The organism is Mycobacterium sp. SMC-18, assembly GCF_045310895.1.
Classification (GTDB): domain Bacteria; phylum Actinomycetota; class Actinomycetes; order Mycobacteriales; family Mycobacteriaceae; genus Mycobacterium.
Map to the genome: position 1 here is coordinate 131,216 of NZ_JBJIAL010000013.1, position 25,771 is coordinate 156,986.

General features: G+C 67.2%; 18 protein-coding genes. 6 read left to right on the top strand and 12 right to left on the bottom strand.

Going from position 1 to position 25,771, the window contains the following annotated elements; all coding sequences use genetic code 11:
- Positions 1–9: 9 nt before the first annotated feature.
- The 4 genes from narH (at position 10) to ACJH6J_RS14225 (ending at position 4,599) form a co-directional block, all read left to right on the top strand.
- Positions 10–1,605, top strand: a complete 1,596-nt coding sequence (gene narH / locus ACJH6J_RS14210; RefSeq protein ID WP_318983980.1) for a nitrate reductase subunit beta — start codon at positions 10–12, stop codon at positions 1,603–1,605.
- On the top strand, positions 1,602–2,288 hold the full coding sequence (narJ, locus tag ACJH6J_RS14215; RefSeq protein ID WP_318983979.1) for a nitrate reductase molybdenum cofactor assembly chaperone: 687 nt from the start codon (positions 1,602–1,604) through the stop codon (positions 2,286–2,288). The genes narH and narJ overlap by 4 nt, the downstream gene beginning before the upstream one ends.
- On the top strand, positions 2,285–3,028 hold the full coding sequence (gene narI, locus ACJH6J_RS14220; RefSeq protein ID WP_318983978.1) for a respiratory nitrate reductase subunit gamma: 744 nt from the start codon (positions 2,285–2,287) through the stop codon (positions 3,026–3,028). The genes narJ and narI overlap by 4 nt, the downstream gene beginning before the upstream one ends.
- 173 nt (positions 3,029–3,201) lie before the next feature.
- Positions 3,202–4,599 carry a nitrate/nitrite transporter gene (locus ACJH6J_RS14225; RefSeq protein WP_318983977.1) on the top strand — a complete coding sequence of 466 codons (1,398 nt, stop codon included), beginning with the start codon at positions 3,202–3,204 and terminating at the stop codon, positions 4,597–4,599.
- 13 nt (positions 4,600–4,612) lie between these two features.
- Here ACJH6J_RS14225 and ACJH6J_RS14230 read toward each other — a convergent pair whose 3' ends face one another.
- Positions 4,613–5,377 (bottom strand): SDR family NAD(P)-dependent oxidoreductase, encoded by a 765-nt coding sequence (locus tag ACJH6J_RS14230; protein WP_318983976.1) that lies wholly within the window; start codon positions 5,375–5,377, stop codon positions 4,613–4,615.
- Between the two features lie 58 nt (positions 5,378–5,435).
- Here ACJH6J_RS14230 and ACJH6J_RS14235 point away from each other — a divergent pair, with 58 nt between their 5' ends.
- Positions 5,436–6,350, top strand: coding sequence for a LysR family transcriptional regulator (locus ACJH6J_RS14235; RefSeq protein WP_318983975.1), 915 nt, complete (start codon positions 5,436–5,438; stop codon positions 6,348–6,350).
- 31 nt (positions 6,351–6,381) lie between these two features.
- Here the strand turns inward: ACJH6J_RS14235 and ACJH6J_RS14240 are convergent, their stop codons facing one another.
- The 10 genes from ACJH6J_RS14240 to ACJH6J_RS14285 all read right to left on the bottom strand — a co-directional run bounded on the left by ACJH6J_RS14240 (position 6,382) and on the right by ACJH6J_RS14285 (position 23,662).
- Entirely contained in the window at positions 6,382–6,738 is a 357-nt protein-coding gene (locus ACJH6J_RS14240; protein ID WP_371824588.1) for a WhiB family transcriptional regulator, read from the bottom strand.
- A 53-nt stretch (positions 6,739–6,791) separates the two neighbouring features.
- A complete protein-coding gene (glgC, locus tag ACJH6J_RS14245; protein ID WP_212807509.1) occupies positions 6,792–8,030 on the bottom strand; it encodes a glucose-1-phosphate adenylyltransferase in 1,239 nt (412 codons plus the stop codon).
- Positions 8,031–8,108: 78 nt separating this feature from the next.
- On the bottom strand, positions 8,109–8,909 hold the full coding sequence (locus tag ACJH6J_RS14250; RefSeq protein ID WP_212807507.1) for a DeoR/GlpR family DNA-binding transcription regulator: 801 nt from the start codon (positions 8,907–8,909) through the stop codon (positions 8,109–8,111).
- 183 nt (positions 8,910–9,092) lie between these two features.
- Positions 9,093–12,287: an arabinosyltransferase domain-containing protein gene (locus tag ACJH6J_RS14255; protein ID WP_244872734.1), complete on the bottom strand. Its 3,195-nt coding sequence runs from the start codon at positions 12,285–12,287 to the stop codon at positions 9,093–9,095.
- A 20-nt stretch (positions 12,288–12,307) separates the two neighbouring features.
- Positions 12,308–15,562, bottom strand: coding sequence for an arabinosyltransferase domain-containing protein (locus tag ACJH6J_RS14260; RefSeq protein ID WP_346415249.1), 3,255 nt, complete (start codon positions 15,560–15,562; stop codon positions 12,308–12,310).
- Between the two features lie 307 nt (positions 15,563–15,869).
- Positions 15,870–19,067, bottom strand: a complete 3,198-nt coding sequence (locus ACJH6J_RS14265; RefSeq protein WP_346415248.1) for an arabinosyltransferase domain-containing protein — start codon at positions 19,065–19,067, stop codon at positions 15,870–15,872.
- Positions 19,068–19,078: 11 nt separating this feature from the next.
- Entirely contained in the window at positions 19,079–20,965 is a 1,887-nt protein-coding gene (locus ACJH6J_RS14270) for a galactan 5-O-arabinofuranosyltransferase (protein ID WP_406804097.1), read from the bottom strand.
- Entirely contained in the window at positions 20,965–21,744 is a 780-nt protein-coding gene (locus tag ACJH6J_RS14275; protein ID WP_406804098.1) for a decaprenylphospho-beta-D-erythro-pentofuranosid-2-ulose 2-reductase, read from the bottom strand. The genes ACJH6J_RS14270 and ACJH6J_RS14275 overlap by 1 nt, the downstream gene beginning before the upstream one ends.
- Positions 21,745–21,762: 18 nt before the next feature.
- Complete coding sequence (locus tag ACJH6J_RS14280; RefSeq protein ID WP_406804099.1) at positions 21,763–23,175, bottom strand: FAD-binding protein; 1,413 nt, start codon at positions 23,173–23,175, stop codon at positions 21,763–21,765.
- A 25-nt stretch (positions 23,176–23,200) separates the two neighbouring features.
- Positions 23,201–23,662, bottom strand: a complete 462-nt coding sequence (locus ACJH6J_RS14285; RefSeq protein WP_406804114.1) for a GtrA family protein — start codon at positions 23,660–23,662, stop codon at positions 23,201–23,203.
- 46 nt (positions 23,663–23,708) lie between these two features.
- Here ACJH6J_RS14285 and ACJH6J_RS14290 point away from each other — a divergent pair, with 46 nt between their 5' ends.
- Positions 23,709–24,332 carry a metal-dependent phosphohydrolase gene (locus ACJH6J_RS14290; RefSeq protein ID WP_406804100.1) on the top strand — a complete coding sequence of 208 codons (624 nt, stop codon included), beginning with the start codon at positions 23,709–23,711 and terminating at the stop codon, positions 24,330–24,332.
- Here ACJH6J_RS14290 and ACJH6J_RS14295 read toward each other — a convergent pair.
- Positions 24,322–25,740 (bottom strand): PLP-dependent aminotransferase family protein, encoded by a 1,419-nt coding sequence (locus ACJH6J_RS14295; protein ID WP_406804101.1) that lies wholly within the window; start codon positions 25,738–25,740, stop codon positions 24,322–24,324. The two genes, ACJH6J_RS14290 and ACJH6J_RS14295, sit on opposite strands and share 11 nt — an antisense overlap.
- Positions 25,741–25,771 lie beyond the last annotated feature (31 nt).

The window sequence follows — 25,771 nt, forward strand, 5'->3', positions numbered from 1 at the left end:
ATGAGAGTCATGGCGCAACTTGCGATGGTGATGAACCTCGACAAGTGCATCGGCTGTCACACCTGCAGCGTCACCTGCAAGCAGGCGTGGACCAACCGCAGCGGTGTCGAGTACGTCTGGTTCAACAATGTGGAAACCCGCCCCGGGCAGGGCTATCCGCGCCAGTACCAGGACCAGGAGCGCTGGAAGGGCGGGTGGACGCTCAACAAGCGCGGCAAGCTCACGCTCAGATCGGGCTCGCGGTTCAAGCGGCTGCTGAACATCTTCGCCAATCCGGACCTGCCCACGGTCAGCGACTACTATGACCCGTGGACGTACGACTACGACAACCTGCTGTCGTCGCCATTGATGGACACGACGCCCGTGGCCCGGCCCAAGTCGCTGATCACCGGGCAGGACACCAAGGTCACCTGGGGCGCCAACTGGGACGACGATCTCGGCGGCGGACCCGAGCAGGTGGGCCGGGATCCGTTGCTGGCCAAGGTCGAAGAGGTCAGCCAGAAGGTCAAGCTCGAATTCGAGCAGACGTTCATGTTCTACCTGCCGCGGATCTGCGAGCACTGCCTGAACCCGGCCTGTGCCGCGGCGTGCCCGTCGGGCGCCATCTACAAGCGTGCCGAGGACGGCATCGTCCTGGTGGATCAGGACAAGTGCCGCGGCTGGCGCCAGTGCGTCACCGGCTGCCCGTACAAGAAGATCTACTTCAACCACAAGACCGGCAAGGCCGAGAAGTGCACCTTCTGTTACCCCCGTGTCGAGGTGGGTATCCCGACGGTCTGCTCCGAGACGTGCGTCGGCCGGCTGCGGTACATCGGTGTGATGCTCTACGACGCCGACAAGGTGCTGGAAGCGGCGTCGGTCACCGATGAAAAGGACCTGTATCCGTCGCAGCTCGGGGTGTTCCTCAACCCGCACGACCCGCGCGTGGTCGCCGAGGCCGAGCGAGCCGGCATCTCGCCCGAATGGATTGAGGCTGCGCAGAATTCACCGGTCTACCGGCTGATCGTCGATTACCAGGTGGCGCTGCCGTTGCACCCGGAATACCGCACCATGCCGATGGTCTGGTACGTCCCTCCGCTGTCGCCGGTGGTGGACATCCTCAAGGAAACCGGCCACGACGGCGAGAACAAGAACAACCTGTTCGGCGCCATCGACACGCTGCGGATCCCGATCGAGTACCTCGCCGAGCTGTTCACCGCGGGGGAGGTCGGGCCCGTCCGGGCGGCCTTACAGCGACTGGCCGCCATGCGCGCCTACATGCGGTCGGCGAACCTCGGCGAGGAGTTCGACGAGACCATTCCCGAGTCGGTGCGACTCACCGGCGAGGAGATCGAGTCGATGTACCGGCTGCTGGCCATCGCCAAATACCAAGACCGATACGTCATTCCGAGCGGTGCGGGTTCCGACGCGCACCGACTCGACGCGATCGCCACCGGCTGCAGCCTCGACGGTGACGGTGGTCCGGGAATGTCGGCCTTCGACGCGATGGCTGACAAGTTCCACCTCGTCGACACCAACAGTGCTGTGCCGAAGGACGATCCGACGCGGGTCAACCTGCTCAACTGGGACGGCCGCAGTCCCGACGGACTGGTGCCGAGCCGATGAAGCTCCTGTCCCTGGGGCGCCGGACGGCGACCGGTCCGGACCTGTCCGAGCACCAGCAACGGCTGGTGTGGCGCATCACGGCGCTGTTGCTCGACTACCCGACCGCCGAAACATGCGCCCTCACCGACGAACTGGCTGCTGCCGCAGGTGAACTGCCGGAGCCGATCCGCACTCACGTGACCGACTTCCTGTGGTACTTCTGCGAGACCAACGCCACCGAGCGCGCCACCCGGTACGTCGAGACGTTCGACATGCGCCGACGGACGAGCCTGCACCTGACGTATTACGCCTACGGCGACACCCGCAAGAGAGGGATGGCGCTGCTGCGGTTCAAGCACGCCTATCGGCAGGCGGACATCACCATCGGCGACGAAGAGCTGCCCGACTACCTGCCGCTGGTGCTCGAATTCGCCGCCACCGTCGACCAGGCGCGCGGCGAACGACTCCTGGCCGAGCACGTGCCGGTTCTCGAGCTGTTGCGGCTGTCGTTGCAGGACAGCGGTTCTCCATATGCCGCTCTGCTGGCCGCGGTCCTGGCGACCCTGCCGCCGATCAACACCGCCGATCGCCGGCGCATCACTGAACTCGCCGCCGACGGCCCGCCAGAGGAGGACGTCGGCCTGGATCCGTTCGGCATGGATCCGATGATGATGGATCCCGCCATGACTGGAGGCAGACGATGACCAACCTCTTGTGGATGACGTTGCCGTACATCGCCTTCACGTCGTTCGTGTTGGGGCACATCTGGCGCTACCGGACCGACCAATTCGGCTGGACCACAAGGTCATCGCAGATCTACGAGAGCCGACTGCTGCGGCTCGGCAGCCCACTGTTCCACTTCGGCATCCTCGGCGTGCTGGGCGGACACGTAGTCGGCCTGCTCATCCCGGAATCGTGGACTTCGGCGATCGGCATTTCCGAACACACCTATCACCTGATGGCGATCGGGATGGGTGCGCCGGCGGGGTTCGCGGTGATCGCCGGCGCCGCCATCCTGTTGTACCGCCGTACGAAGGTGCCCGCCGTACGCGCTGCCACCACCGTCAGTGACAAGCTCATGTACCTGCTGCTGGTCGGCGCACTGGTCACCGGCATGGTCAACACCCTGGGCAACGTGGTGTCGGCATACAACTACCGGGAGACCGTATCCCCTTGGCTACGGAGTCTTTTCACTCCGCACCCGACGCCCGAATTGATGTCGACAGCGCCCCTGTCCTTCCAGGTGCACGTGCTCATCGTCCTGACGCTTTTCGGTATCTGGCCCTACACGCGGCTGGTGCACATGTTCAGCGCCCCGGTCGGGTACCTGGTGCGGCCGTACGTCGTCTACCGCAGCCGGGACCCGCAGCGCGCCAGCAACAGTCGGTACGCGAAGGCCTGGGTGACGCCGCAGGCGCCGCCTCCTCGCAGTCGCTGGGTCTAGATCCTGCTGCTGTGCCGAACGTCAAGAGCGAGAAATCGCCGAATCTTGGTCATCTACTTCACGTTCGGCGTTTGAGACGCCTCACACGATGACCCGCCTGCGGGTGAGTGAATTGTCACCGCCGGGTCATCGCTCGGAGCCTCGGGGAAACATGAAAATTCTATGTTTGCAACATGTTTCGATCTCGAACCATTACTGACTGGGACCCCGAAGACATCGTTGCCTGGGAGGCCGGTAACAAGAATGTCGCCCGGCGGAACCTGATCTGGTCGGTGATCGCGGAGCACATCGGGCTCTCGGTCTGGACCATGTGGTCGGTCATGGTGTTGTTCATGCCGCAGTCCGTGTACGGCTTCACCGCCGGGGACAAGTTCCTGCTGGCCGCCACCGCGACTCTCGTGGGTGGCTGCCTGCGCATCCCGTACACGATGGCGACCGCGACCTTCGGTGGCCGCAACTGGACCGTCTTCTCCGCGCTCGTGCTCTTCGTTCCGACGCTGGGCAGCATGTGGCTGCTGGCGCATCCGGGGCTTCCGTTGTGGCCGTATCTCGTGTGTGCGGCACTCGCCGGCCTCGGTGGTGGCAACTTCGCGTCGTCGATGACCAACATCAACGCGTTCTACCCGCAGCGACTCAAGGGCTGGGCGCTCGGAATCAACGCCGGCGGAGGCAATCTCGGTGTGCCGGCCATTCAGGTGGTGGGCCTGCTGGTGATCGCCGTGGCGGGTAACCGCGCACCCCACTGGGTGTGCGCGATCTACCTTGTCCTGTTGGCTGTCGCCGCGATCGGTGCCGCTTTGTTCATGAACAACCTTGCACAGCACCGAATCGACTCCGGGGCGATGCGTGCCATCCTGACCGAGCCGGACACCTGGAGCATCGCTTTCCTGTACATCGGGACGTTCGGCTCGTTCATCGGCTTCTCGTTCGCCTTCAGCCAGGTCCTGCAGATCAACTTCGTCGCGGGTGGCCAGAGTGCCGCGCAGGCGGCGCTGCACGCGGCTCAGATCGCGTTCGTGGGTCCGCTGCTCGGTTCGGTGGCCCGGGTCTACGGCGGGAAGCTCGCCGACCGCATCGGCGGTGCTCGCGTGACCGTGGCAGCCTTCGCCGGCATGATCGTGTTTGGCGCACTGCTGATTTCGGTGTCGACCTACCACGACCACACTGGCGGTGCCGTCGACGCGGCCACCCTGACCGGCTTCATCGTCGGCTTCGTCGCGCTGTTCATCCTGTCGGGTATCGGCAACGGTTCGGTGTACAAGATGATCCCGTCGATCTTCGAGGCCCGCAGCCACTCGGTGGTGGGCAGCAAGATCGACCGGCAGAACTGGTCCCGCGGGATGTCCGGCGCCCTCATCGGCTTCGCCGGTGCCATCGGCGCGCTGGGAGGCGTGGGCATCAACCTGGCGTTGCGGCAGTCCTACCTGTCCAGTGGTTCTGCCACCGCGGCGTTCTGGGTGTTCGTCACCTTCTACATCGCCGCCCTGACGCTGACCTGGACGCGCTACATCCGGACCCCGCTGCCTGTGATCGAACCCGCCCAGCCGGCCGAAGCGGTCGGCGTGGCCTGAGTCGGCCGTCCGGTCAGTTGCTGTGCGGGTCGGCCGAGTTGAGAACGGCCACCGCATGGTCGTACTCACCGCGCACTTCGGCATAACGTAAGAACTTGACGTTCTCGACCTGAATCTCATCGGCAGCCGGCTGGTTCTCGAGGATCGCGACGACTTCGCTCACGAACTGCTCGAGCGGCATGGCCCACTCGCTGTCGCGCTGCCCGGGCACCAGGTCGGTCCGCACCGCGGGCGGCTGGAGTTCCTTGAATTCCACCGAGGAACCGGCGAATTGCAGCCGCAGCGTCTCGGTCAGCAGGTGGATGGCAGCTTTGGAGGCGTTGTAGCTCGGAGTCACCTTCAGCGGAGTGAATCCCAGGCCTGACGACACGGTGATGACAGTGGCAGCGGGTTGGGTCTGCAGATGTTCGATGAATGCGGCGATGAGCCGGATCGTGCCCAGCACGTTGGTGTTGATGGTCGTTTCTGCCGCAGCCAGGAAGCTCTCCGGTGCGTGCCAGTCTTCGATCTTCATCACCCCGGCCATGGTGATCACCACGTTCACATCGGGATGCTCGGCCAGCACCTGAGTGGCCACGGCTTGGATGCTGTCGGGGTCCGCGGTGTCGATACGGACCGCATCGATCCCGGGATGTTCGGCGGTGATCTGGCGGAGCAGCTGTTCGCGGCGGCCGCCGATGATGACGTTGTTTCCTTTGTCCCGCAGGGCGATTGCCAACGCGAGCCCGATGCCGCTCGTGGCACCCGGGATGAAAATGGTGTTGCCGGAAATCTTCATGGCTCCAAGCCTGCTCGCGCACCGACCATTTGTCACATGCATATCTATGATATTCGCTATGCTCACGACGCATACCGAGCGGGCAGACTTGAATCTGCTGACACCATTGGTCGCACTGCTCGAGGAACGGCAGGTATCGCGCGCTGCGTCCCGAATCGGGCTCAGCCAACCTGCCATGAGCCGCGCCCTGCAGCGGCTGCGCAGACTGCTCGATGACCCGCTGCTCGTTCGCGATCCGGACGGATTCCGGCTGTCGGCCCGTGCCGAGGACATTCACCGCCAGCTCACCACGCTGATACCGCTGCTCGAAACCCTCCTGGCGCCAGCGGAGTTCGATCCCGGCGCGTCAACGCAGCCGGTCCACATCGCCGGGAGTGACTACGCTGTCCACACCTACGGCCCTGCCATCGCACGCTTGATCCGATCGCAGTCACCTGGCACGACAATACGTTTCCGCAGCTGGCGCCCCGACGGGATCGAGGATCAGATCCGCCGTGGCGCGGTCGATCTGGGGCTCTACGGGGGCCACACGCCGGACGATCTGAACGCCACTCAGCTCGTCACCGAGCACTTCAAGTGCGTTGTATCCGAAGGGCATCCGCTGGCGGCGCGAGGCGCGATAACCCTTGAGGAGTATCTCGAGTTCGGCCACGTGGTCGTGGACGTGGCGGATGGGGTGCAGCCCGATATCGATTACCGCATCGCGGAGCTGGGCAGGGTCCGCCGGGCGGTGGTCACGGTGCCGTATCACACCGCGACGCTTCCGATGCTTCATGGAACCGATTTGGTGGCAACACTTCCCGGTCGATTTGTCGACGCTTGGATCGCCGGCTCTGAACTACGCCTGCTGCCCGCGCCGGCCGAGATCGCGACGATGCCCTACCGGATGATCTGGCATCCTGCGTTCGAACTCGATCGTCGCCACCAGTGGCTGCGGGAGTGCGTGCGCAGTGCCGTCACCGACCACGAGTGAGTTCAGTGTTCCCGGCGGTGTGGCGCTATTCCTATTCACCGCTCGCAGCAGCCAGTCCGGCGCGTCGGGCCTCCCGGCGCTTCGACGTACTCAGGTTTCCGGCCGCGCGCGGATCTGAAATACCCAGCGCAGCAAGACGTTCGGATTCAGATACGCCACCCCAGATGCCGTACGGCTCGCCGGACAGCAGTGCAAAGGCGGCGCACGGGGCCTTCACCGGACATTGGCGACAAATCTCTTTGGCGCGTTGTTCGCGTTGTCTACGCGCCCGGCCCCGTTCGTTGTCGGGGTGAAAGAAGACGCTGGAATCCATTGAGCGGCAACGGGCAGACTCCTGCCATTCCCATTCGTCGGCCACCGGCCGGATCGCCGGTGCGGGCAGTGGCAACGCGGTTCGCTTCCCGATCATGTTCTACCTCCTGCTTCCTACTCGGTTGTTGGTCATGCGGTGACCCGTTGGCCTTTACCGACGACCGTCACCCCGCCGTCGGAGATGACGAAGCCGCGTGCCCTGTCATGCTCCTTGTCGACGCCGACCTGGGCGCCGGCCGGAATCACGACGTTCTTGTCGACAATGGCGTTGCGGACCAAGGCATGTGCGCCGATCACGGTGTTGTCCAGGATCACCGAGCGGTCCACCGTGGCGTGCTCCTCGACGCGAACACCAGGTGACAGGACCGATTCTCGGACCAGCGCGCCGGAGATGATCACGCCGTTGGAGATGACGCTGTTGACGGCGCGGCCGACCCGGTCGCCATCATCGTGGACGAACTTCGCCGGTGGGTGGGGCGGAATGTGCGTCAGGATCGGCCACGCGCTGTTGTACAAGTCGAAAGCCGGGACCACGGCGCACAGGTCCATGTGGGAGTCGTAGTAGGAGTCCAACGTTCCGACGTCGCGCCAGTAACCGCTGTTCTCGGCATGGGTGCCCGGGACCTGGTTGCTCTGAAAGTCGTAGACCTGGGCGCGGCCCTGTTCGACCATCATCGGCATGATGTCGCCACCCATGTCGTGCTTGCTGAACTCGTCGGCGGCGTCGGCATGTAGCGCATCGATGAGTACCTCGGTCGAGAAGACATAGTTGCCCATCGAGACGAACGATTCGTCGGGGGCGTCGGGTAGGCCCGGCGGGTCGCTGGGTTTCTCCAGGAACGCCTCGACCTGCCGTCCGTCGCCCGCGGTTTTGATCACGCCGAAGGCACTCGCCTCGCCACGCGGCACCCGGATTCCGGCGACGGTGGCGCCGGCGCCACCGTCGAGGTGCTGCTTGATCATCTGCCGCGGGTCCATGCGGTACACGTGATCGGCGCCGAAAACCGCAACGAGATCGGGCTTTTCGTCGTGAATGAGGTTCAGTGACTGGTGGATGGCGTTGGCCGAACCCGTGTACCACTGCGGGCCCAGACGCTGTTGGGCGGGTACGGGAGTCACGTAGTTGCCGAGCAGGCTGCTCATTCGCCACGTCGTGGTGATGTGGCGATCGAGGCTGTGGCTCTTGTACTGCGTGAGGACGGCGATCCGCAGTACGCCGGCGTTGACCAGATTCGAGAGCGCGAAGTCGACGAGTCGGTACAGTCCGGCGAACGGCACCGCGGGCTTGGCTCGGTCGAGTGTCAGTGGGGACAGCCGTTTGCCTTCGCCTCCGGCCAGGACCAGACCGAGGATTTTCGGATCGGCCATGTGCATTCTCCTTCTGGGCAGCGGGCGACGGCTGGTGAACTCATGGATTGGCGAAAGTTGTTGCGTTGGCGGCAGATATCACGCCTGCTCCACGGTCACGCCGGCGGCGGAAAGCTCGGAGAGTTGCCGGCTGTCGACGCCGGTGTCGGTGATCAGCAGCTGGATGTCTTCCAGCCGGCCGTACTGGGCGCCGCTGACGGCCCCGAACTTGCTGTGGTCGGCGAGCAGGATGCGGCGGTGTGCGCACGCGAGCATGCGTCGTTTCACGGCGGCTTCAGACGGGGCGGGGGTGGTGAGCCCGCGGTCGATGCTGATGCCGTTGGCGCCCAGGAAGGCGACGTCGACGTTGATCTCGGCGAGCGCGCGGGCCGCCCAATCGTCCACCTCGGCAAAGGTCTTCGACCGGACCCGGCCGCCCAATGTGTAGACCGTCAGCAGTGGCCGGTTGAGCAGGGTCAGTGCCTGCGTCAACGAGTTGGTGTACACGGTGAGTTCGCGGTCGCCGGGAAACTGCTCGACCAGCTGCGCGGTGGTGGACCCGGCGTCGATCAGAACCGATCCACGTTCCGGAAGATGTGCGAGCGCGGCCTTGGCGATGCGGGCCTTCTCGGCGAGGAACTCGGTCCGGGTCTCGACGGCAGGTTCGTAGGGGAGGTAGTCGACGCGTACCGCGCCACCGTGCACCCGCCGCAACAGGCCCTGGCGCTCCAGCAGGATGAGGTCCTTGCGGATGGTCTCGCCCGTCACGCCGAGCTCCAACGCCGTCCGGGCGGCGTCGATTCGACCATCGCGGCGAAGCATCTCGAGTAGCTGCTGTTTGCGCTGGTCGGCGTAGAGAGCGCCCGCAGCATCGCGGGAGGCGGGTCCTGTGGATGCCACGACACCTCCCTCGATCTGTGATCTGCAACACTTGGATTTGATTGCTAATGATTGTGTTTTATTGGGAATCTGTCAAGGGCGCCTCGGCGCGCCATCAGACGGGCATACCCACAAACGCCGAATGGCCAGTCATCACAGCTTTCCGACGAAAGCGTGTGACAACTGGCCATCCGGCGCAGTGAGCTAGGGCTTGATCCGCATCTTCCCCGGTGACCACAGCCCGCTGTGGACCGCGGTGCCCAGGTCCAGCTCGGCCGTCGTCGCGTCGACGACGGTCGTGAACTGACGCAGCGAGCCCCAGTCCCGGCCCCAGTCGTCGGACAGGTACGTCGACATCACGTGGGCCTTCAGCAGCACGTCGGTGATGCCCAGCAGGCCGCCGTTGATGCCGTCCTGCCAGGTGTCGGTGTCCTGCTTCTTGGCGGTGTAGTCCGGTGTGATGCGGAACTTCGGCACCTCGGTCACGCCGTTGCGCACCAGCATCGGCTGCTGACACGGGAACGCCAGGCCGACAGCCCAGTCCATCAGCACCGGCTGGGTCTTGCCGATGAACTGCTCGACGGTCTTGAGCTCGGGCACGCGCGGCGGGGTGACGGCGATCCAGTCGCCCTCGTTGAGCGAAAGGTTCACCGCCACAACGCGGACGTAGGTGGCGTCGGCCGGAATCTCGCGACGGTCGAAGCGCAGGTTGCGCCACGACGGCGTGGGGCCGATGTCGTAGGGCGCGACGCGTCCGCCGGCGACGGGGTGCCCGTCGGGGCCGGTGCGGCCGTACTCCAGCTCGACGGTCTGACCCTCGGTGCGGCCCTTGAGCGAGCTGTAGCCGGTGATGGTGCCGGCGGCCGTGACGACCACGAGCGGATGCGCGGCGTCGGCGGCCGGCAGGCCGTACCAGGCCGACGTCAGCTTGGCCTGCGAGTGCGGGCCGGTGATGTACGTGCCGGCGACCGGCACCCGCGCGGGGTCCAAGCCGTAGGGCAGCGGCACCGTCGATCCGTTGATACCCGGTGTCTTGAGCTTCGTCGCGGCGTCCCAGTCGGCGTCGGTGCCCGGCATCGGGAAGTCCTGCCGAATTGCCTCGGCGACAATACGATCCGGCACGCCATTGGGGGTGAAGCCGACGGGGCCCACGCCGCCCAGCGCGCCGAGCGGCCCGTACTCACCGGGCTGCGGCGTCAGGAAGCCGGCGTTCGAATCCGGCTCGACCAGCACGTTGTCGGCCAGTCCGCAGCCACCCTTGAGCGCCCGCAGATTGCTCGCCAGGTTCGAGTACGTCGGGTACTCGCGCACCGCGCCGATCGCCATCGATGCCACGCACACCACCACCATGAACGCGGCGGCCAGGGGAATCGGGGCCGCCGTGACCAGCCGGGTGAGGCGGCCTTCGGGACGGTCGCTGTTGAAGTGCAGCCAGAACGCCCACACCGCGGTGATCACGAACAGCACCAAAAAGATTGTGCTGAGCTTGATTCCGCCGACAGCGACCATGTCGTTGTTGAACGGCACACCGTAACTGGACACGTACCACCAGCCGTTGGTGGTGGCCGAAACCAGCGCCAGCAGGAACAGCACCGCCGAGGTGACGGCCATGCGGTTGCGCGCCGACTTCAGTACCGACCGCGACACCAGCACGGTGGCCACCGCGGCCATCGCGGCGCCCACGGCCGCGAACAGGCCGAAGTGGTGCACCCACTTGGTCGGGGTGAACATCAGGCAGAACATGGTGGCGAAGATGATGCCCATCAGGCGCCACACCGGTCCGCGGGCGATACCGGGAACCCGCTTGCGCCGCAGGATCATGAACATCGACGTGAACAGGCTCAGCGCGGCCAACAGGAAGCCGAAGCGCCGGGTCATCGAGCCGTCGACCGTCGGCAGGAACAGGTAGTAGTACCGAAGGTTCTCGGTGTACCACGCCTGGCTCGGGCCGATCGCGGTGCGAATCCTGGTGGCCTCCAACACGCCTGCCGCGGTCTGGTTGACGAACACCACGGTGAGGACGACGAAACCGGCGGCCAGCAGTGGGAGCACCAGCGGCCAGGTGCCGACCTCGCGGCGCCGCTTCACCAGGATGCGCAGAATCGGTCGGCCACCGGCGAGCAGCGCCGCCACGGCGATCAGGCCGGTCGGCTGGATCCCGAGGGTGAACGCCGCACTGATGATGGCGAGCGCCGCCGGGGTCAGCCGGCTGGTGCCGATGGCACGTTCGATCAGGACGTAGGTGATCAGGGCGCCAGTGGCGATCTGGCCTTCGGGGCGCAGGCCGTTGTCGAACGGCATCCACGCGGCCATCAGGACCAGGCCCGCGGCCCACATGGCGGCCTTGCTGCCCACGACTGCGGGTCCGAGGCGGGGGAGCACCTCGCGGGACAGCAATAGCCAGCAGATCAGCGCACAGATCAAGTCCGGCAGGCGGATCCAGATGCTGGCGTCGCTGACGTGCGTCATCAGGGCCAGCACGTTGTAGTACCAGCCGAACGGATCCTCGGGGCTACCGAACCAGCGGAAGTAGTTGATCATGTACTGCGCATGCGGCGCGACGCGCGCCATGCCCAGGATGTAGCCGTCGTCAGATGACCCGGCGCCCAGCACATGCCACAGCAGGAACCCGCCGATCACGACGCCGTCGACGATGTTGAAGGTCCGCCAGCGGCTCGGGATGAGGCGCTGCATGCGACGTCCGTCGAGGCGGTCCAGCCGCCAAAGTGCCAGCAGCGCAACGATGGTCGCCGCGATGCCGCCGAACATGGCGGTGTACTTGATGATGGTCGGCCGGTTGATGAACCGGGTGTCGATGGTGGCGGACACCGAAAGTCCCTGCGGAGCAGCGCCCTTGAGGTCGGTGAAGATGCCGACGACGGTGGGCCGCAGGTTCGGGTCGGCGAACCCGGTGCGCAGTTCCTTGCCGTCGGTGCCGGTCAGCCCGACGAACGTCGCGAAGGTGCCGTTCTTGTCGGAGATGATCTCGATGCGCGAACAACCGGGATTACCAATGGCTTTCAGTCGCGGCACGCTGGCGATCACCACGTTGCGGTCGGTGATGTCGACGCGGCTGCTGGACACGTTGACCAGCAGGCCGTTCAGTGCGGCCTGCTTGCCGTCCTTGGGTACCGTGCCGAACACCAGCCCGCCCGAGGGCGGCAGCGTCCGCAGCACGTCGCACGGGATGGTCGCCGTCATCGTCACCGGCGTCTGCGAGATCAGCGGCGCCGTCACGTTGCCGAACTGGCCCTGTTGCGGCCAGTTCAGCTGCGCTGTCGTCTGCACCACCGGCAGCAGCGGCGTCAGTGCCGACAGCACGAAGCCGATCAGGCCCGCGACGATGGCCACCCAGCGGGTGACCTTGACTTGCTGTGCGTTCATTCCCGTCCCGGTCATCGGAAGACCCTGATCGGGCTTCATGGCAGGGCCCTGATCGGGCCGCGGCGGCTCCAGCCGTTGACGGTCATGGTGCCTTGGTCAATCGCTGCGGGCGGCGCCACTGACGGCGGCACCACCGGGTCGTACCGTTCGATGGAGCCCCAATCTCGGTACCAGTCGTTGCGCAGGTAGGTGGGGATGGTCGACGTCCGCAACAGCGCCTGGATGAACAGGAACGGGCCACCCTTCTGCGCGGACTGCCACATGTTCGACGACACCACGACCTGCTTGGTGTTCGGCAGGATGCGGTACTGCGGCAGCTCCGCGACACCGAGATGCTCGGAGAACGGGCGCTGGCACGGGAAGTTCGCGGCGGTGGCGATGTCCATGAGGATCGGCGTCTGCGAACCCAGGAACTGCTGCGCGGTCTGCAGCGTCGGGACCCGCGGCGGCGTGAACCCGAACCACTGGTCCTCCGACAGGTTCGGATCGTCGGCCACGATGCGGGCGACGTTGGCCTCCGGCGGTGCCCACGCGAGCGGGAATCGCAGGTTGCGCCAAGCATATTGGGCGAAGGTGTCGATGGGCTGCACCTCGGCGAGGGCCTGGTAGCTGCCGTCCGGCCGGTGCACGCCCCACTGGAGCTTGAGCGACTGGCCGTAGTGGAACTCGTGCTCTTCGTCGTAGTACCAGATGGCACCGGCCGCGGCGACGGTCACGAGCGGCCGGTCCGCACTGCGCGGCGGCAGTTGGTACCAGGCGGAGGTGGCCTTGGCGGCGACGCCGTTCTCCTTGAAGCTGCCCATCACCGGGGTGCGGGCGGGGTCCAGGCCGAACGGCAGGAACACGTTGGAGCCGTTGACACCCGTCGGGCCGTAGCCGCCACCGGTGCCGGCCGCGAAGGCGACGCCGACGTTGGGCTTGTTGGGCGACCCGTCGGAGTTCACGGTGCCGGGGTTCGCGACCACCGGATGCGGCGGTGCGAGCGAGTCGCTGATCCCGTTCGGCGTGAAGCCGACGGGGTTCTCGCCGCCCAGCGGTCCGTACTTGCCCCACGTCTGGCCGGGCACCGGCTGCAGCGTGCCGGCATTGGTGTCGGCTTCGACCAGCACGTCGTTGGCCATCGCGCAGCTCTTGTCGGACAACCCGAGCGCATCCAGGTTGGCCCGCGCGGTCGTGTACTGCGGGTAGCGCTGCACGAAGCCCTTGGCCATCGAGCCGACCTCGAGCACGACCATGATCACCGCGACGATCAGCAGCGGCGTCGACGCCAGCGCCCGGTTGCGGCGGGTCTCCGCGACCTCGGTGTGCCCGGCGTAGTCGATGCGGAAGTGCAGCCAGCCCGCAAGCAGGGCGGAGATGATCGCCAGCACCAGGAACATCGAGGTGACGGGGTGGCCGGCCAGCACGGGCTGCCGGTCGAACCACGGCACGCCGTAGTTGCCGACGTAGAACCAGCCGTTGATCCCGGACGTCGCCCAGGCCAGCACGAACAGCAGTGCCGTCACGTACAGCGCCAGGTTCCGCCGGCTGTGCAGCCCGACCGTCGCGAACGCGAAGGCGATGATCGCCCCGAACGCACCGGAGAGGCCCGCGAACGCACCGAACTGCACGGCCCACTTGGTCGGGGTGAAGTGCAGGAGCAGCAGGCCGAGCATGGTGCTGCCGAGCAGGCGCCACACCGGACCGCTGGCCAGGCCGGGGACCCGGCCTTTGCGCAGCAGGAGGGCGAGGGTGGCGAACAGGCACAGCAGCAGGATCAGCACGGAGAAGCGGCGGGTCATGGAGCTGTCGACGCTGTCTTCGACCGTGAGGAAGTAGTAGCGCAGGAATTCCTGGTACCAGGAGATGGTCGGGCCGACGGTGTACTTGATGCGCGCCGACTCGGCCACGGTCGCCAGGGTCTGGTTCCGGAAGATCACCGTCAGGATCAGCGACGCCGAGGCGGCCAGCGTCGCGATCGGGGCCAGCAGGCCCGTCCCGGCCCGGCGGCTGCGGACCGTGCGGACCAGCGCGCGGGCGCCGACGAGCAGCGGGGCCAGCGCGATCAGGCCCTGCGGCGCCGTCGTCGCGGTGAACGCCGCCACGATGATCGCGACCGCCGCGGGCGCCAGGCGCCGGGTGGCGATGGCGTACTCGATGAGAACCCAGGTCGCGATGACACCGAAGGCGATCAGCGGCTCGGGGCGCAGGCCGTTGTTGAACGGGTACCAGGCCGCCAGGAAGACAGCCGCCGCGGTCCAGATCGCGATTGCGTTCGACGACACCCCGCGGGCGCCGGGGCCGAGCCGCGGCAGCACCCAGCGAGACAGCAGCGTCCAGGTCGCGATGCCGGCCAGCAGTGCGGGCAGCCGCATCCACACGCCGGCGGTGCTGATGCTCGCCATATGGGCGAGCACCGACTGGTACCAGTCGAACGGCGCCTCGGAGGTGCCGAAGTAGCGGTAGTAGTTGGCGACATAGCCGGCCTGGCTGGAGACCCGCGCGATGGTCAGGTTGTAGCCGTCGTCGGAGGAGATGGCGCCGATCAGGTGCCAGCCTCCGAGGCCGGCGAACACCGCGATGTCCGCGAGCCAGTGCCAGCGGCTGACCTTCCAGAAGCGCTGCCAGCCGTCGTGCACACGGCGGCCGTCCAGGCGGTCCAGCAGTGCCAGCGCGGCGATCGAGACCAGCGTCAGCAGCACACCGAGCGCCATGGCGGCCGACTTCACGAACGTCGGGACCACGATGAACCGGGTGTCGACGTCGACGCGCGCGGACAAGCCGGGCTGTGCGGGCACCTTGAGGCCGGTGAAGATGCCGGCCACCTGGGGCTTCTTCTCCACACTGCCGGTGCCGGCGGCTCCCGGCAGGCCGATGAAGTCGGCGCCGACGCCGCCGTTGGTCGCCCAGAGATGCAGGTTGCTGCACTTCCCGGCGGCGATGTCGGACCGCTTGGCGACCGCGGCGACGGTGTCCCGGAAAGCGACGACGACGTCCGCGGCGTTGGCGCGCACGAACAGGCCGTTGCGGCTGGCGTCGATGCCGTCCGGTGGGATCGTCGAGAACACCAGACCACCGGCCGCCGGCACGGTGGCGATGGCCGAGCACGGGATGGAGACATCCAGCGCCAGCGGCGCACCCGACACCAGCGGGGCGGTGAGATCGGAGACGTTTCCGCTGGCACCGGGGGCCTGGGGCCACAAGATGGTCGCGGTCGTCTGCTTGACGGGCAGCAGTGGGGTCAGCGCGCAGAGCAGCAGACCGGCAAGGCCCGCGATGATCGCGACGAGACGGGCAGTCCTGGCAGGCACGAGGCTCAAGACTAGGCGACAGTTATATGTGGCCTGGGCCACTGACGGGGAATGTCGAGCTAGTTGGCCGGAATGTGACCCTCAATAGAGCTTGCTGCCCTGGGCAGACAGCCGGACGGCGTACTTGTCGTGCGCCACTTCCGGGTGCGCACGATCGCGACAAATATGTCGGCGGCGAGACTGACGGCACGGCGATTTCTGGGCCGGTTCACCGCCACCTGGTCAGGAATGGCGTGCTCGCTCCCGGGACAGCTCAAACATGTGGCAGCAGAGCCGACACGCCCGGCGGCCATCCGGCGGCCACTGACTACGAGTGCCGCAGCGGCGCCGGGGCCCACAGCCCGCTGCGCGTGGCCTTCCCGAGGTCGATCTGGGCCGGCTGCGCGTCGGGGTAGTACTGCGTGAACTGCTGCAGCGAGCCCCAGTCCCGGAACCAGTCGTCCTTCAGATACGTCGGCACCGGGGTGGCCTTGAACAGCAGCTCGGTGATGCCGAGCGGCCCGCCGCCGAGGTAGTCCATGACGGGCGAGTTGGCCTCGGCGCCGAAGCGGTCCGGCAGGATGCGCCACTTGGGCACCTCGGTGACGCCGTTGTTGTGACCGAACGGCCGCTGGCACGGGAACGCCAGGCCGACGAGCCAGTCCAGCATCACCGGGTCCTTCGAGCCGACGACGTCCTGCAACGTGCGCAGCTTCGGGATGCGCGGCGGGGTCAGGGCGATCCAGTGCTGCGGCGCGAGGTCGTCGTCGGTGGCGACGATGCGGATCAGGGTGGCGTCGGCCGGGATGGCGGCCATCGGGGCGCGCAGATTGCGCCAGGCGGGTGCGGCACCGACATCGGCGAAGCCGACCGCGCCGGCGATCTTGCCGGCCGCGGCCTGGGCGTCGGTGGCGTACTCGACGCGTACCTCGCCCTGATTGAAACGGCCCGCAGCGGCGACGACGAGCAGCGGTCCGGCCTGATCGCGCGGCGGCAGTTTGTACCAGCCCGAGCGCATCCGCGCCGGGATCTGTACGCCGGGGCGCCAACTGCCGAGCACCGGGGTGGTGGCCGGATCGAGGTTGTAGGGCAGCCGGGCCTTTGAACCGTTCACTCCGGCCGCAAAGGTGGTGCCGCCTTCGGTACCCGGTTCCGCACCGCTGACGGGGCCGCCGTCGTTGTCGGCGAAGTTGGTGCCGCCGGGCGGTTCCATGACCGGGTCCGCGGAGACGTCGGCGGGAATTCCGTTGGGGGTGAAGCCTTCTGCGCTGCCCGCGCCGAGGGCGTCGCCGACCGTCCCGGACTGCGGCACGAGCTTGCCCGCGTTGGTGTCCTGTTCGACCATGACGTCGTCGGCCAGGCCGCAGGTCTTACCGGTCAGCGCCTGGAGGTTCGAACGACCCACCGACCAGGCCGGCCACTGCTGCGTCATGCCCAGGGTCAGTGACAGCACCTCGAAGAACACCACGATCCACGACGCAATTGCCAAGGGCGCCTGGGGAATCCGGCGACTGACCGGGCGCTCGGGATCGTGGTCGTAGAAGTGCAGCCACGCCGCCCACAGGAGCGTCAGGAACGACAGCCCGAACAGGAACGTGGTGAAGCCGAAGTGCCACTCGGGGAACTGATTCGACCACGGCACACCGAAGTTGGACACGTACCACCAGCCGTTCACCGTGGCGAACGACAGGGCCATGACGAACAGGACCGTCGCGGCGAACATCGCGCGGTTGCGGCGTGAGCGCATGGCCACGGTGCCGACCGCGATGGCGGCCAGTGCGCCCAGCGAACCGGCCAGCCCGGCGAACACGCCGAAGTGGTGTGTCCACTTGGTGGGCGTGAACATCATCGCCAGGAACGAGATGATCGTGATGCCGACGATGCGGCGGGCCGGCCCGGCGGCAGTGCCCGGAATTCGCCCCTTGCGCAACGACATTGCGAGCGATACCGCCAATGCCAGCAGCAGCGTCAGCACCGCGAAGCGGCGGGCCACCGAGCCGTCGGGGCTGGTGGTGAACAGCCGCTCGTAGCGGATGTGCTCGTCGAACCAGCTCAGCGCGGGGCCGACGGTGGTCTTGAAGGAGCTGGCGTCGAGCTCGGCGGCCAGCGTCTGGTCACGGAAGATCAGGATCGCCGTCACCGTGCCCGCGGCGAGGATCGGCGCCAGCAGAGCCAGATAACCGAAGCGCGAAGTATGCCGCGCCACAATCGTTTTCAGCGGGCCGACAGCGACCAGCAGGGCACCGATCGCGGCGATGCCCGTCGGGCCGGAGAACAACGTCAGGGCACCGATGATGATGGCGATGGCCACCGGCAGCAGCCGGCTGGTCGCGACGCCGCGTTCCACCGAGCACCAGGTCAGGAGGATGCCGAGCGCGATGATGGGCTCCGGCCGGATGCCGTTGTTGAGCGGCAGCCAGAACGCCAGGAACATCCCGGCGGCCGTCCAGGCGGCGGCGCGGCTGTTCTTGACCGCGTGGCCGAGCCGGGGGAGCACCTCGCGGCTGATCACCCACCAGCACGCCAGGGCCATCAGGAGCGTGGGCAGGCGCATCCAGATGCTCGATGTGGAGACGTGCGCCCACAGCGCCAGCAGGTCGTAGTACCAGCCGAACGGCGCTTCGGGGGTGCCGAACCAGCGGTAGTAGTTGGCCATGTAGCCGGCGTGTTCGGAGACGCGGGCCATGGTGAGGATGTAGCCGTCGTCCGAGGTGTTGGCGCCGACGAAATGCCACCACACCAACGTCGTGATCACGACGCCGTCCAGCGGCTTCACCGACCACCAGCGCGATGGCAGGAAACGTTTGTGCGGGACGCCGTCGGCGCGGTCCAGCACGTGCAGGGCGCTGAGTGCGACGACGGTGAGCACCACGCCGAAGATCATCGCCAGCATCTTCAGCAGGGTCGGGGCCGTGCTGTAGCGCGAGTCGACGGTCGCCGAGAACGTCAGCCCCGGCGGCGCCGCACCGGACAGGTCGGTGAAGACGCCGACGATCTGCGGGCGGAAGTCGTAGCCGGTGAGCTCACCGCGCAGTGGCTTGCCGGGGTTCTTGTCCTTCGGTCCCTGCACGAGGCCGACGATCTCGCCGGTGACCTTGTCGGCATGCGCAGTGAATCGCAGTTCCTTGCACGCGGGGCTGAGCACCTGGGTCAGCGGTGCGCTGACGACCGGGGTGTTGCGGACGATCACCAGCAGGTCGCCGCCGACGCGCTCGATCAGCAGGCCACGGTCGACGGCCTTGGGTGCCTGCTTGGGCACGGTGGACAGCAGCGTGGTGGCCGGGCCGGTGAGGCCGGCCGCCGCCGAACACGGGATGGTGATGTCGAGGTCGGTGGCCACATAGCCGATCAGCGGCGCGTCGACGCTCTTGAGGACGCCCGCCTGCGGCCAATTCAGCTGCGCCGTGGTCTGGGTGACCGGCAGCAGCGGCGTCGCCATCGCCAGGAACGCGCCGAGCAGTCCGGCCACGATCGCGATCCACCGCGCTGTGCGGTGATTGCGCTCTACCTCAGGTTCCCCGGCCACGGGCCTAGATGTTAGTGGCCGCTACGGATGGCCAGCACAAACGGGCCGATATCGGTGACCTGCCAGTGCTTGCTGTCGAACAGCCGCTCGTCGAGGGCCACCTGGTAGCGCCGCACGTTGGGCTGGTTGGGGTAGACGTCCTCGGCCAGGCGCAGCGTGTAGGTGCCGGTGCCGCCATGGCGCATCAGGAACACCGTCGGCGCCGGCCACGGCAGCGTGTCGAGCGCCTTGGCGAAGGCGTCGGGGTTGGTCATGGTCGCCCAGCTCTCGATGGCGCCGGAGCGTTCCTTGAATTGCGCCAGCGGGTTCGCGTAGTGCGACGTCAGGCCCTGGAACCCGTAGTAGGGGTAATAGGACAGGAAGCTGTAGTCGGCGGTCATCACGACGGTCTCGTTGCGGGGCCTGCCCGTCGCCGCGGTGATCTTGCGGTCGATCTCCTGGTAGTACCGCTCGGAGCCCGGGGGACGACGGTCGGCGCGCTGGCCGGAGCCGTCGGTGTCGGTGTAGGCGACGGCGATGTCGGCCCGCAGGATGTCCGGGATCGCCTGACTGAACGACACCGCGCCGATCGCGCCGATGACGGCGGCCACCGCGATGATCCGGTTGGTGGTCGGCTGCGCGTAGCGGTTCGCCAGCGCGCGGGCGGCCTCCAGGAAGCCGAAGGTGCCGGCCGCGACGAGCAGCACCAGCAGGGTGGGCTGCAGCCGGAATGACAGCAGCGTGGTGCGGGCCAGGGTGGCCAGCATCGACAGCAGCGACCACGCGTACACCGACACGACCGCCATGCCCAGCGCGGCAGCGCGTGTCGAGCTGCGGCCCTTGACCACCAGCCACAGCGTGCCGACGAGGCACATGACGCCCAGCAGGGTGGCGTCGAGCATCGGGAAGGTCAGCTGCGCGCCGGCCATCGGCAGGTAGTGCTGCGCGGTGCCCTTGTCGGCGGGGTGCCCCTTGAGCAAGGCGAGGTAGTACGGCGCCCAGTGGATGGCGGCGATGACGCCGGAGATCACGGCGATGACGGCCACCCGGATCAGCGGCTGCAGTTGGCGCCGGGACACCGCGAGCAGCAGCGCCATCAGCGTGAGAGTGAACGCCGCGTAGCCGAACAACAAGGTGTAGAACAGCGCGGCGATGCCGAGGAAAATCCCCGTGCCGATGATCGCGGCCCAGCCGCGGCGTCCGCCATCGCTCGCCTCCGGCGAGGAAGCCTTGAGCCCCGACCACGCCAGCACGAACACCGGCGGCAGCATGACGACGAGGACGGCCGAGTAGGGCTCGGTGGAGGAGTACGCCAGCGTGACGGCCGCGGTGGCCGTCGTCACCGCCAGGGCGTACTCGAAGCGAATCATGGCCGTCCACAACACGAATGCGGCCACGATCGCCGCGGTGATCGTGATGACCGCCCACGGCTTGAACATCTCCCACGCCGGCGTGCCGGTCAGCGCGGCCGCTCGACCGCCGAGCCAGAACCAGCCCGACGGGTAGTACGGCGGCAGCCCCAGATACGTCATGTCGTGCGGCACAGCGGTATCCGCGAGGCGCGTCAGGTACTCGGTGCGGAACTGCTGGTCGACCGAGATGCCGAACAGGTACAGCTTGGTGGCGCCCAACGGCATGCCGAGGGTGACGACCGAGAACGCCGCGAGGAGCGACGTGGCCGCGACCTTGGCGCTCTTGCGCCAGCCGCGGCGCCACGCCCACCCCGCGAGCAGCAGCCCGATCAGCACGGCGCACTGGCCGGCGGTGGTCAGGGCATGCAGCTGGTTCGACGAGTTGAACGCCGGCCACTGCACGCGTGCAATCGCTTGCAGCGCAATGACCGCGATGGTCACTGCCAGTGCCATGGCGGCCAGCATCTGGCCGCTCACCCTGGCACTCGCGGCCAGCGCGCTGCGCATCAGAGCGGGAGTTTGCGGAAGACCGACCGCGGGATGTGCCGGATGACGGCCATCAGGTAGCGCACCGGATTGGGCGCCCAGATGAGCTCCTTACCCTTGGCGGCGGCAGCGACGGCCTGGTTGGCGACGTCTTCCTTGTCGACCGTGAACGGCGCCTCCTTGGCGCCGGTGGCCTTCCAGTGCTCCAGCGTCGTGGTGGTGCGGACCTGGCCGGGGCGGATGACCAGAACCCGAACCCCGAACTCCCGCAACGCCTCTCCGAGGCCCAGGTAGAAGCCGTCGAGCCCGGCCTTGGTCGAGCCGTACACGAAGTTGGAGCGACGGACCCGTTCGCCGGCGACCGACGACATCGCGATGATCTGCCCGAAGCCCTGCGCCTTCATCTTGTCGCCGACCAGCACACCGACGGAAACGGCTGCGGTGTAGTTGATCTGGGCGGTCAGCACGGCCTTGGACTGGTTCTGCCACAGTTCTTCGGCGTCGCCGAGGATGCCGAACGCGACGATGGCGACGTCGACATCGCCCTGCTCCCAAGCAGATTCGATGACCGCCGGGTGAGACTTGGTGTCCAGCGCGTCGAAGTCGAGGTACACGACCTCCTTGGCGCCGGCTGCCTCGATCTGGGCGATGGCGGCGTCCCGTTTCGGGGCGTTCGGCAGGTCGGCGAGGATCACCCGGGCCTTGGCGTTCTTGAGGTAGCGCTCGACGATGGCCAGGCCGATCTCCGAGGTGCCGCCGAACAGCAGAATGGTCTGCGGGTTGCCGGTTGCGTCAATCATGGGTTTCCTTTTCAAGATTCAGAGGAGCTCGAGCCGACGGGCCATGTCGGAGGCGAACACGCCGTTCGGGTCGGCTTTGCGGCGGGTGGCGATCCACTCGTCGATCCGCGGGTACATCTTGTGGAAGCTCTCGGCGCTGACGCGCGAGTCCTTGGCCGTGTAGACGCGGCCGCCGAATTCCATTGCGCGCTTGTCGAGTTCGTTGAGGAACTCGTTGACGCCGGGCCGGTTCGGGAAGTCGAGTGCGACGTTCCACCCCTGCATCGGGAAGCTCAGCGGCGCCTTGTTGCCTGGGCCGAACAGCTTGAAGACGTTGAGCGCCGAGTACTGCTTCTGCGTGTGCATCCAGCGGATGATGCCCTTGAACTCTTCGAGCGCATCCGGGGGAACCAGGAACTGATGCTGGGCGAAACCCGCTGGGCCATAGGCATATTGCCAACCCGAGGTGATGTCGAGCATGTGGTAGAACTGCGTCAGGTTGACGATCTTGCCCTGGTAGTTGCCGCTCATCCGGTAGAACGCCTCGCCGATCATGGAGAGCGAGAGCTTGTTCATGAAGCTGACCGGGAACAGGTTCGGGATCGCCGGCAGCTGCGGCGCGGTGAACTTGAGCGGATCCTTGGCCAGCTTGGCGGGCAGCTGATCCACCTTGGCGAGGCTGCCCCTGCTCACCGCGGCGCGGCCGAGCTTGGGTTCCGGGCTGATCAGGTCGAACCAGGCGCTCGAGTACGTGTAGTTGTCCTCGCTGCCGTCCTGGTGCACCGCGACGGTCTCTTCCAGATCGTGCGTGGCGATGCCGTCGGCGATGAAGTAGGCGCTCTCGGTGCGCGTCATCTTGATGCGCGCCCGGATCACGATGCCCGTGAGCCCGTTGCCGGCCACGGTCGCCCAGAACAGCTCGCTGTCCGGGCCCTCGGGGGTGATGGTGTGCACCTCACCGTCGGCCATCAGCAGGTCCAGTGACAGCACGTGATTGCCGAAGCTGCCCGCACTGTGGTGGTTCTTGCCGTGGATGTCGGAGGCGATCGCGCCGCCGACGGTGACCTGCCGGGTGCCCGGCAGCACCGGTACCCACAGCCCGAACGGCAGCGCGGCCTTCATCAGCTGATCGAGGCTGACGCCGGCGTCGACGTCGGCGATGGCGGTCTCGGAGCTGATCGAATGGATCCGGTTCAGCGCCGTCATATCGACGACGATGCCGCCGCCGTTGCACGCCTGGTCGCCGTAGGACCGGCCGAGGCCGCGGCCGAGGATGCCCCGGCGCAGGTGGGCGGGGCTGGAAGAGTTTGCGTCCGCGACCCTCTTGACCGCCTCGGCGATCACTGAGACATCGGGTGTGGACAGCACGTTTGTCACGGACGGTGCCGTACGGCCGAATCCCGTGAGGGCGCGGCGCGTCAGGGGCAGCGTGACGTCAGGCTGGGTAGACATAACGGTCAAAGGGTACCGGCCAACGTCACTTCAACCGGAAAATCACGGCTCGCTGCACCACGAAGTTGATCACTGTCGCCGTGCCCTGGGCGATGACAAAGGCCACCGGCCGCCGCCAGGACTCGCCCGCGAATTGCAGATAGAACAGCTGATTGATGCCGACCTGCAGCCCGAAGGTGACGGCGTACAGGATCACAACCGCGATGAAGCGCGCCCGGCTCGGTTCGGCCTGGAAGGTCCAGCGCCGGTTGATCAGGTAGGCCGTCGTCGTGCCTGCGATGAAGCTGAGCGTCTTCGCGATGAGTGTGGCCCGCGTGTCCGGCATGCCGTTGGCCACGAAAGCGAAGCTGAGCAGTACGTACAGCCCGTAATCGACGATCGCGGACAGGCCGCCCGTCACGATGAACCGCCACGCCTGCGTCACCAGGCCCAGCGACGCCTCGACGGCTTTCTCGGCGCTGTGTTCTGCATGGTGTTCGGCGGGGATGTCCACTGGCTCGGCCACCCGGGCAGCTTACGTGCACCATGGACACGTGACCGATTTGCTTCAGGCATGGCACACCCTGCTGGCGCGGCATTCGTCGTCGCCTCGCGTCGACGACGTCGGGGCGTCGCTGCTCGGCCGGTGGGCCGAGCCGCACCGCAGTTACCACGACCTCAGCCACCTGCGCGGCATCCTGTCCGGAGTGGACGCCCTGGAGGAGTTCGCCGACGATCCCGACGCGGTCCGCCTGGCGGCCTGGTACCACGACGCGGTGTACGCGGGGCAGTCCGACGACGAGGAGAACAGCGCCCTGCTGGCGGAGTCCGACCTCACCGATCTGGGGGTGGACCCGGCATTCGTGGCGGAGGTGGGCCGCCTGGTGCGGGTGACCATCGCCCACGATCCCGCAGCCGACGATCACAACGGCCAGGTGCTGTCCGACGCCGACCTGGCAGTGCTGGCCGTGCCGCCGGCCGACTACCAACACAACACCGCGCGGGTGCGGGCCGAGTACGGCCATGTCAGCGACGCGGATTTCGGTCTGTGGCGCGGCCGGATGATTGCGGCGATGCTCGCCGGGCCGTCGCTGTACCGCACCGATGAGGGGCGGCGGCTGTGGGAGGACGCGGCACGGACGAATCTGAAGGCGGAGCTGGCGGCGCTCAGCGGCTGACGGCCTTCAGCACGTCGTGCAACGCGTCGAGCGCCGCGTTGAAGTCGTGATCGGCGGGAGTGCCGAAACTCACCACCACGCCGTCCTGGGGCGGAGTGTCCGCCGCGTCGGGATGCCGCAGCAGCGCCAGCCCGGACAACGCGATGCCGGCGTCGGCTGCGCGCCGCATGACCTCATGTTCTGTGCCGTCGGGCAGTCGGATCAGGGCGTGCAGTCCGGCGGACAGGCCACTGATCTCGACATCCAGACCCGACAGCCTTGCCGCGAGCGCGTCGCGCCGGCGCCGGTAGCTGTTGCGCATGCGGCGAATGTGCTTGTCGTACTGGCCGGATTCGATGAAGTCGGCCATGGTCAGCTGGTCGATGGCGTTGACGTAGAACTGCTGCCCGCCCGCCGCCGCCAGGACAGGGTCGATCAGGTTGTCGGGCAACACCATCCAGCCCAGCCGCAGCACCGGCGCCAGGCTCTTGCTGGCCGAGCCCAGGTAGGCCACCCGATCGGGATCCAGGCCCTGCATCGAGCCTACCGGTTGCCGGTCGTAACGGAACTCGCCGTCGTAGTCATCTTCCAGGACATAGCTTTTCGTGTGGATGGCCCAATCGAGGGCGCGGGTGCGCCGGGTGGGATGCAGTGGTACCCCGTGGGGGAAATGGTGCGCCGGTGTGAGCAGAACCGCTGCGGCGCTGGTCTTTTCGAGATCGTCGACGACGGCGCCGTGGTCATCGATCCGGATCGGCACGGTGCCGGCCCCATTGCCGGCGATGGCGTCCCGGAACAGGAACAGCCCGTAGTTCTCGACGGCAATGGTGTTCGGCGCGAACACTTTTGACAGCAACTCGACGGCGTGCCGCGTGCCGGCGCAGATGACGATCGATTCGGCCGTGGTGCGCACGCCGCGGGCCCGGGCCAGATACGTGGCCAGGGCCGCGCGCAGTTCGTGGCGGCCGCGGGCGTCGCCGATGCGCAGCGCCTCTGTCGGGGCGTTGGTCAGGGCCCGTCGGGCCGACGCCAGCCAGGCCTGCCGTGGGAAGGCCGCGACGTTTCCCGAACCGGGCATGAGGTTGTGGGTAGGCGTGCCCGGTTGGGCGCGCTGGGTGGCCGGTGCCGATTCGGTGTGCGAGCCGATCACCCACGTGCCCGCGCCCTGGCGGGAGCCCAGCCAGCCTTCGGCGACCAATTCGGCATAGGCCTCGGCGACGGTGTTGCGGGCCAAGCCGAGGTCGGCGGCCAGTGACCGGGAGGGCGGCAGCATGGTGCCGGCCGGCAGGCGGCGTGACCGGACCGCGTCTCTGAGCGCCTGGATCAGCTGGTCGCGAGTGCCGCGGCGGCCCGGTTGGACGGACTGGCCGAGGTCCAGATGCAGGTCCAGTCCGGCACCGCCCGCCGCAGAATTGGCCCATGAAACCACATAGAAATTGAACCATGTTCGCGGGTTTTTG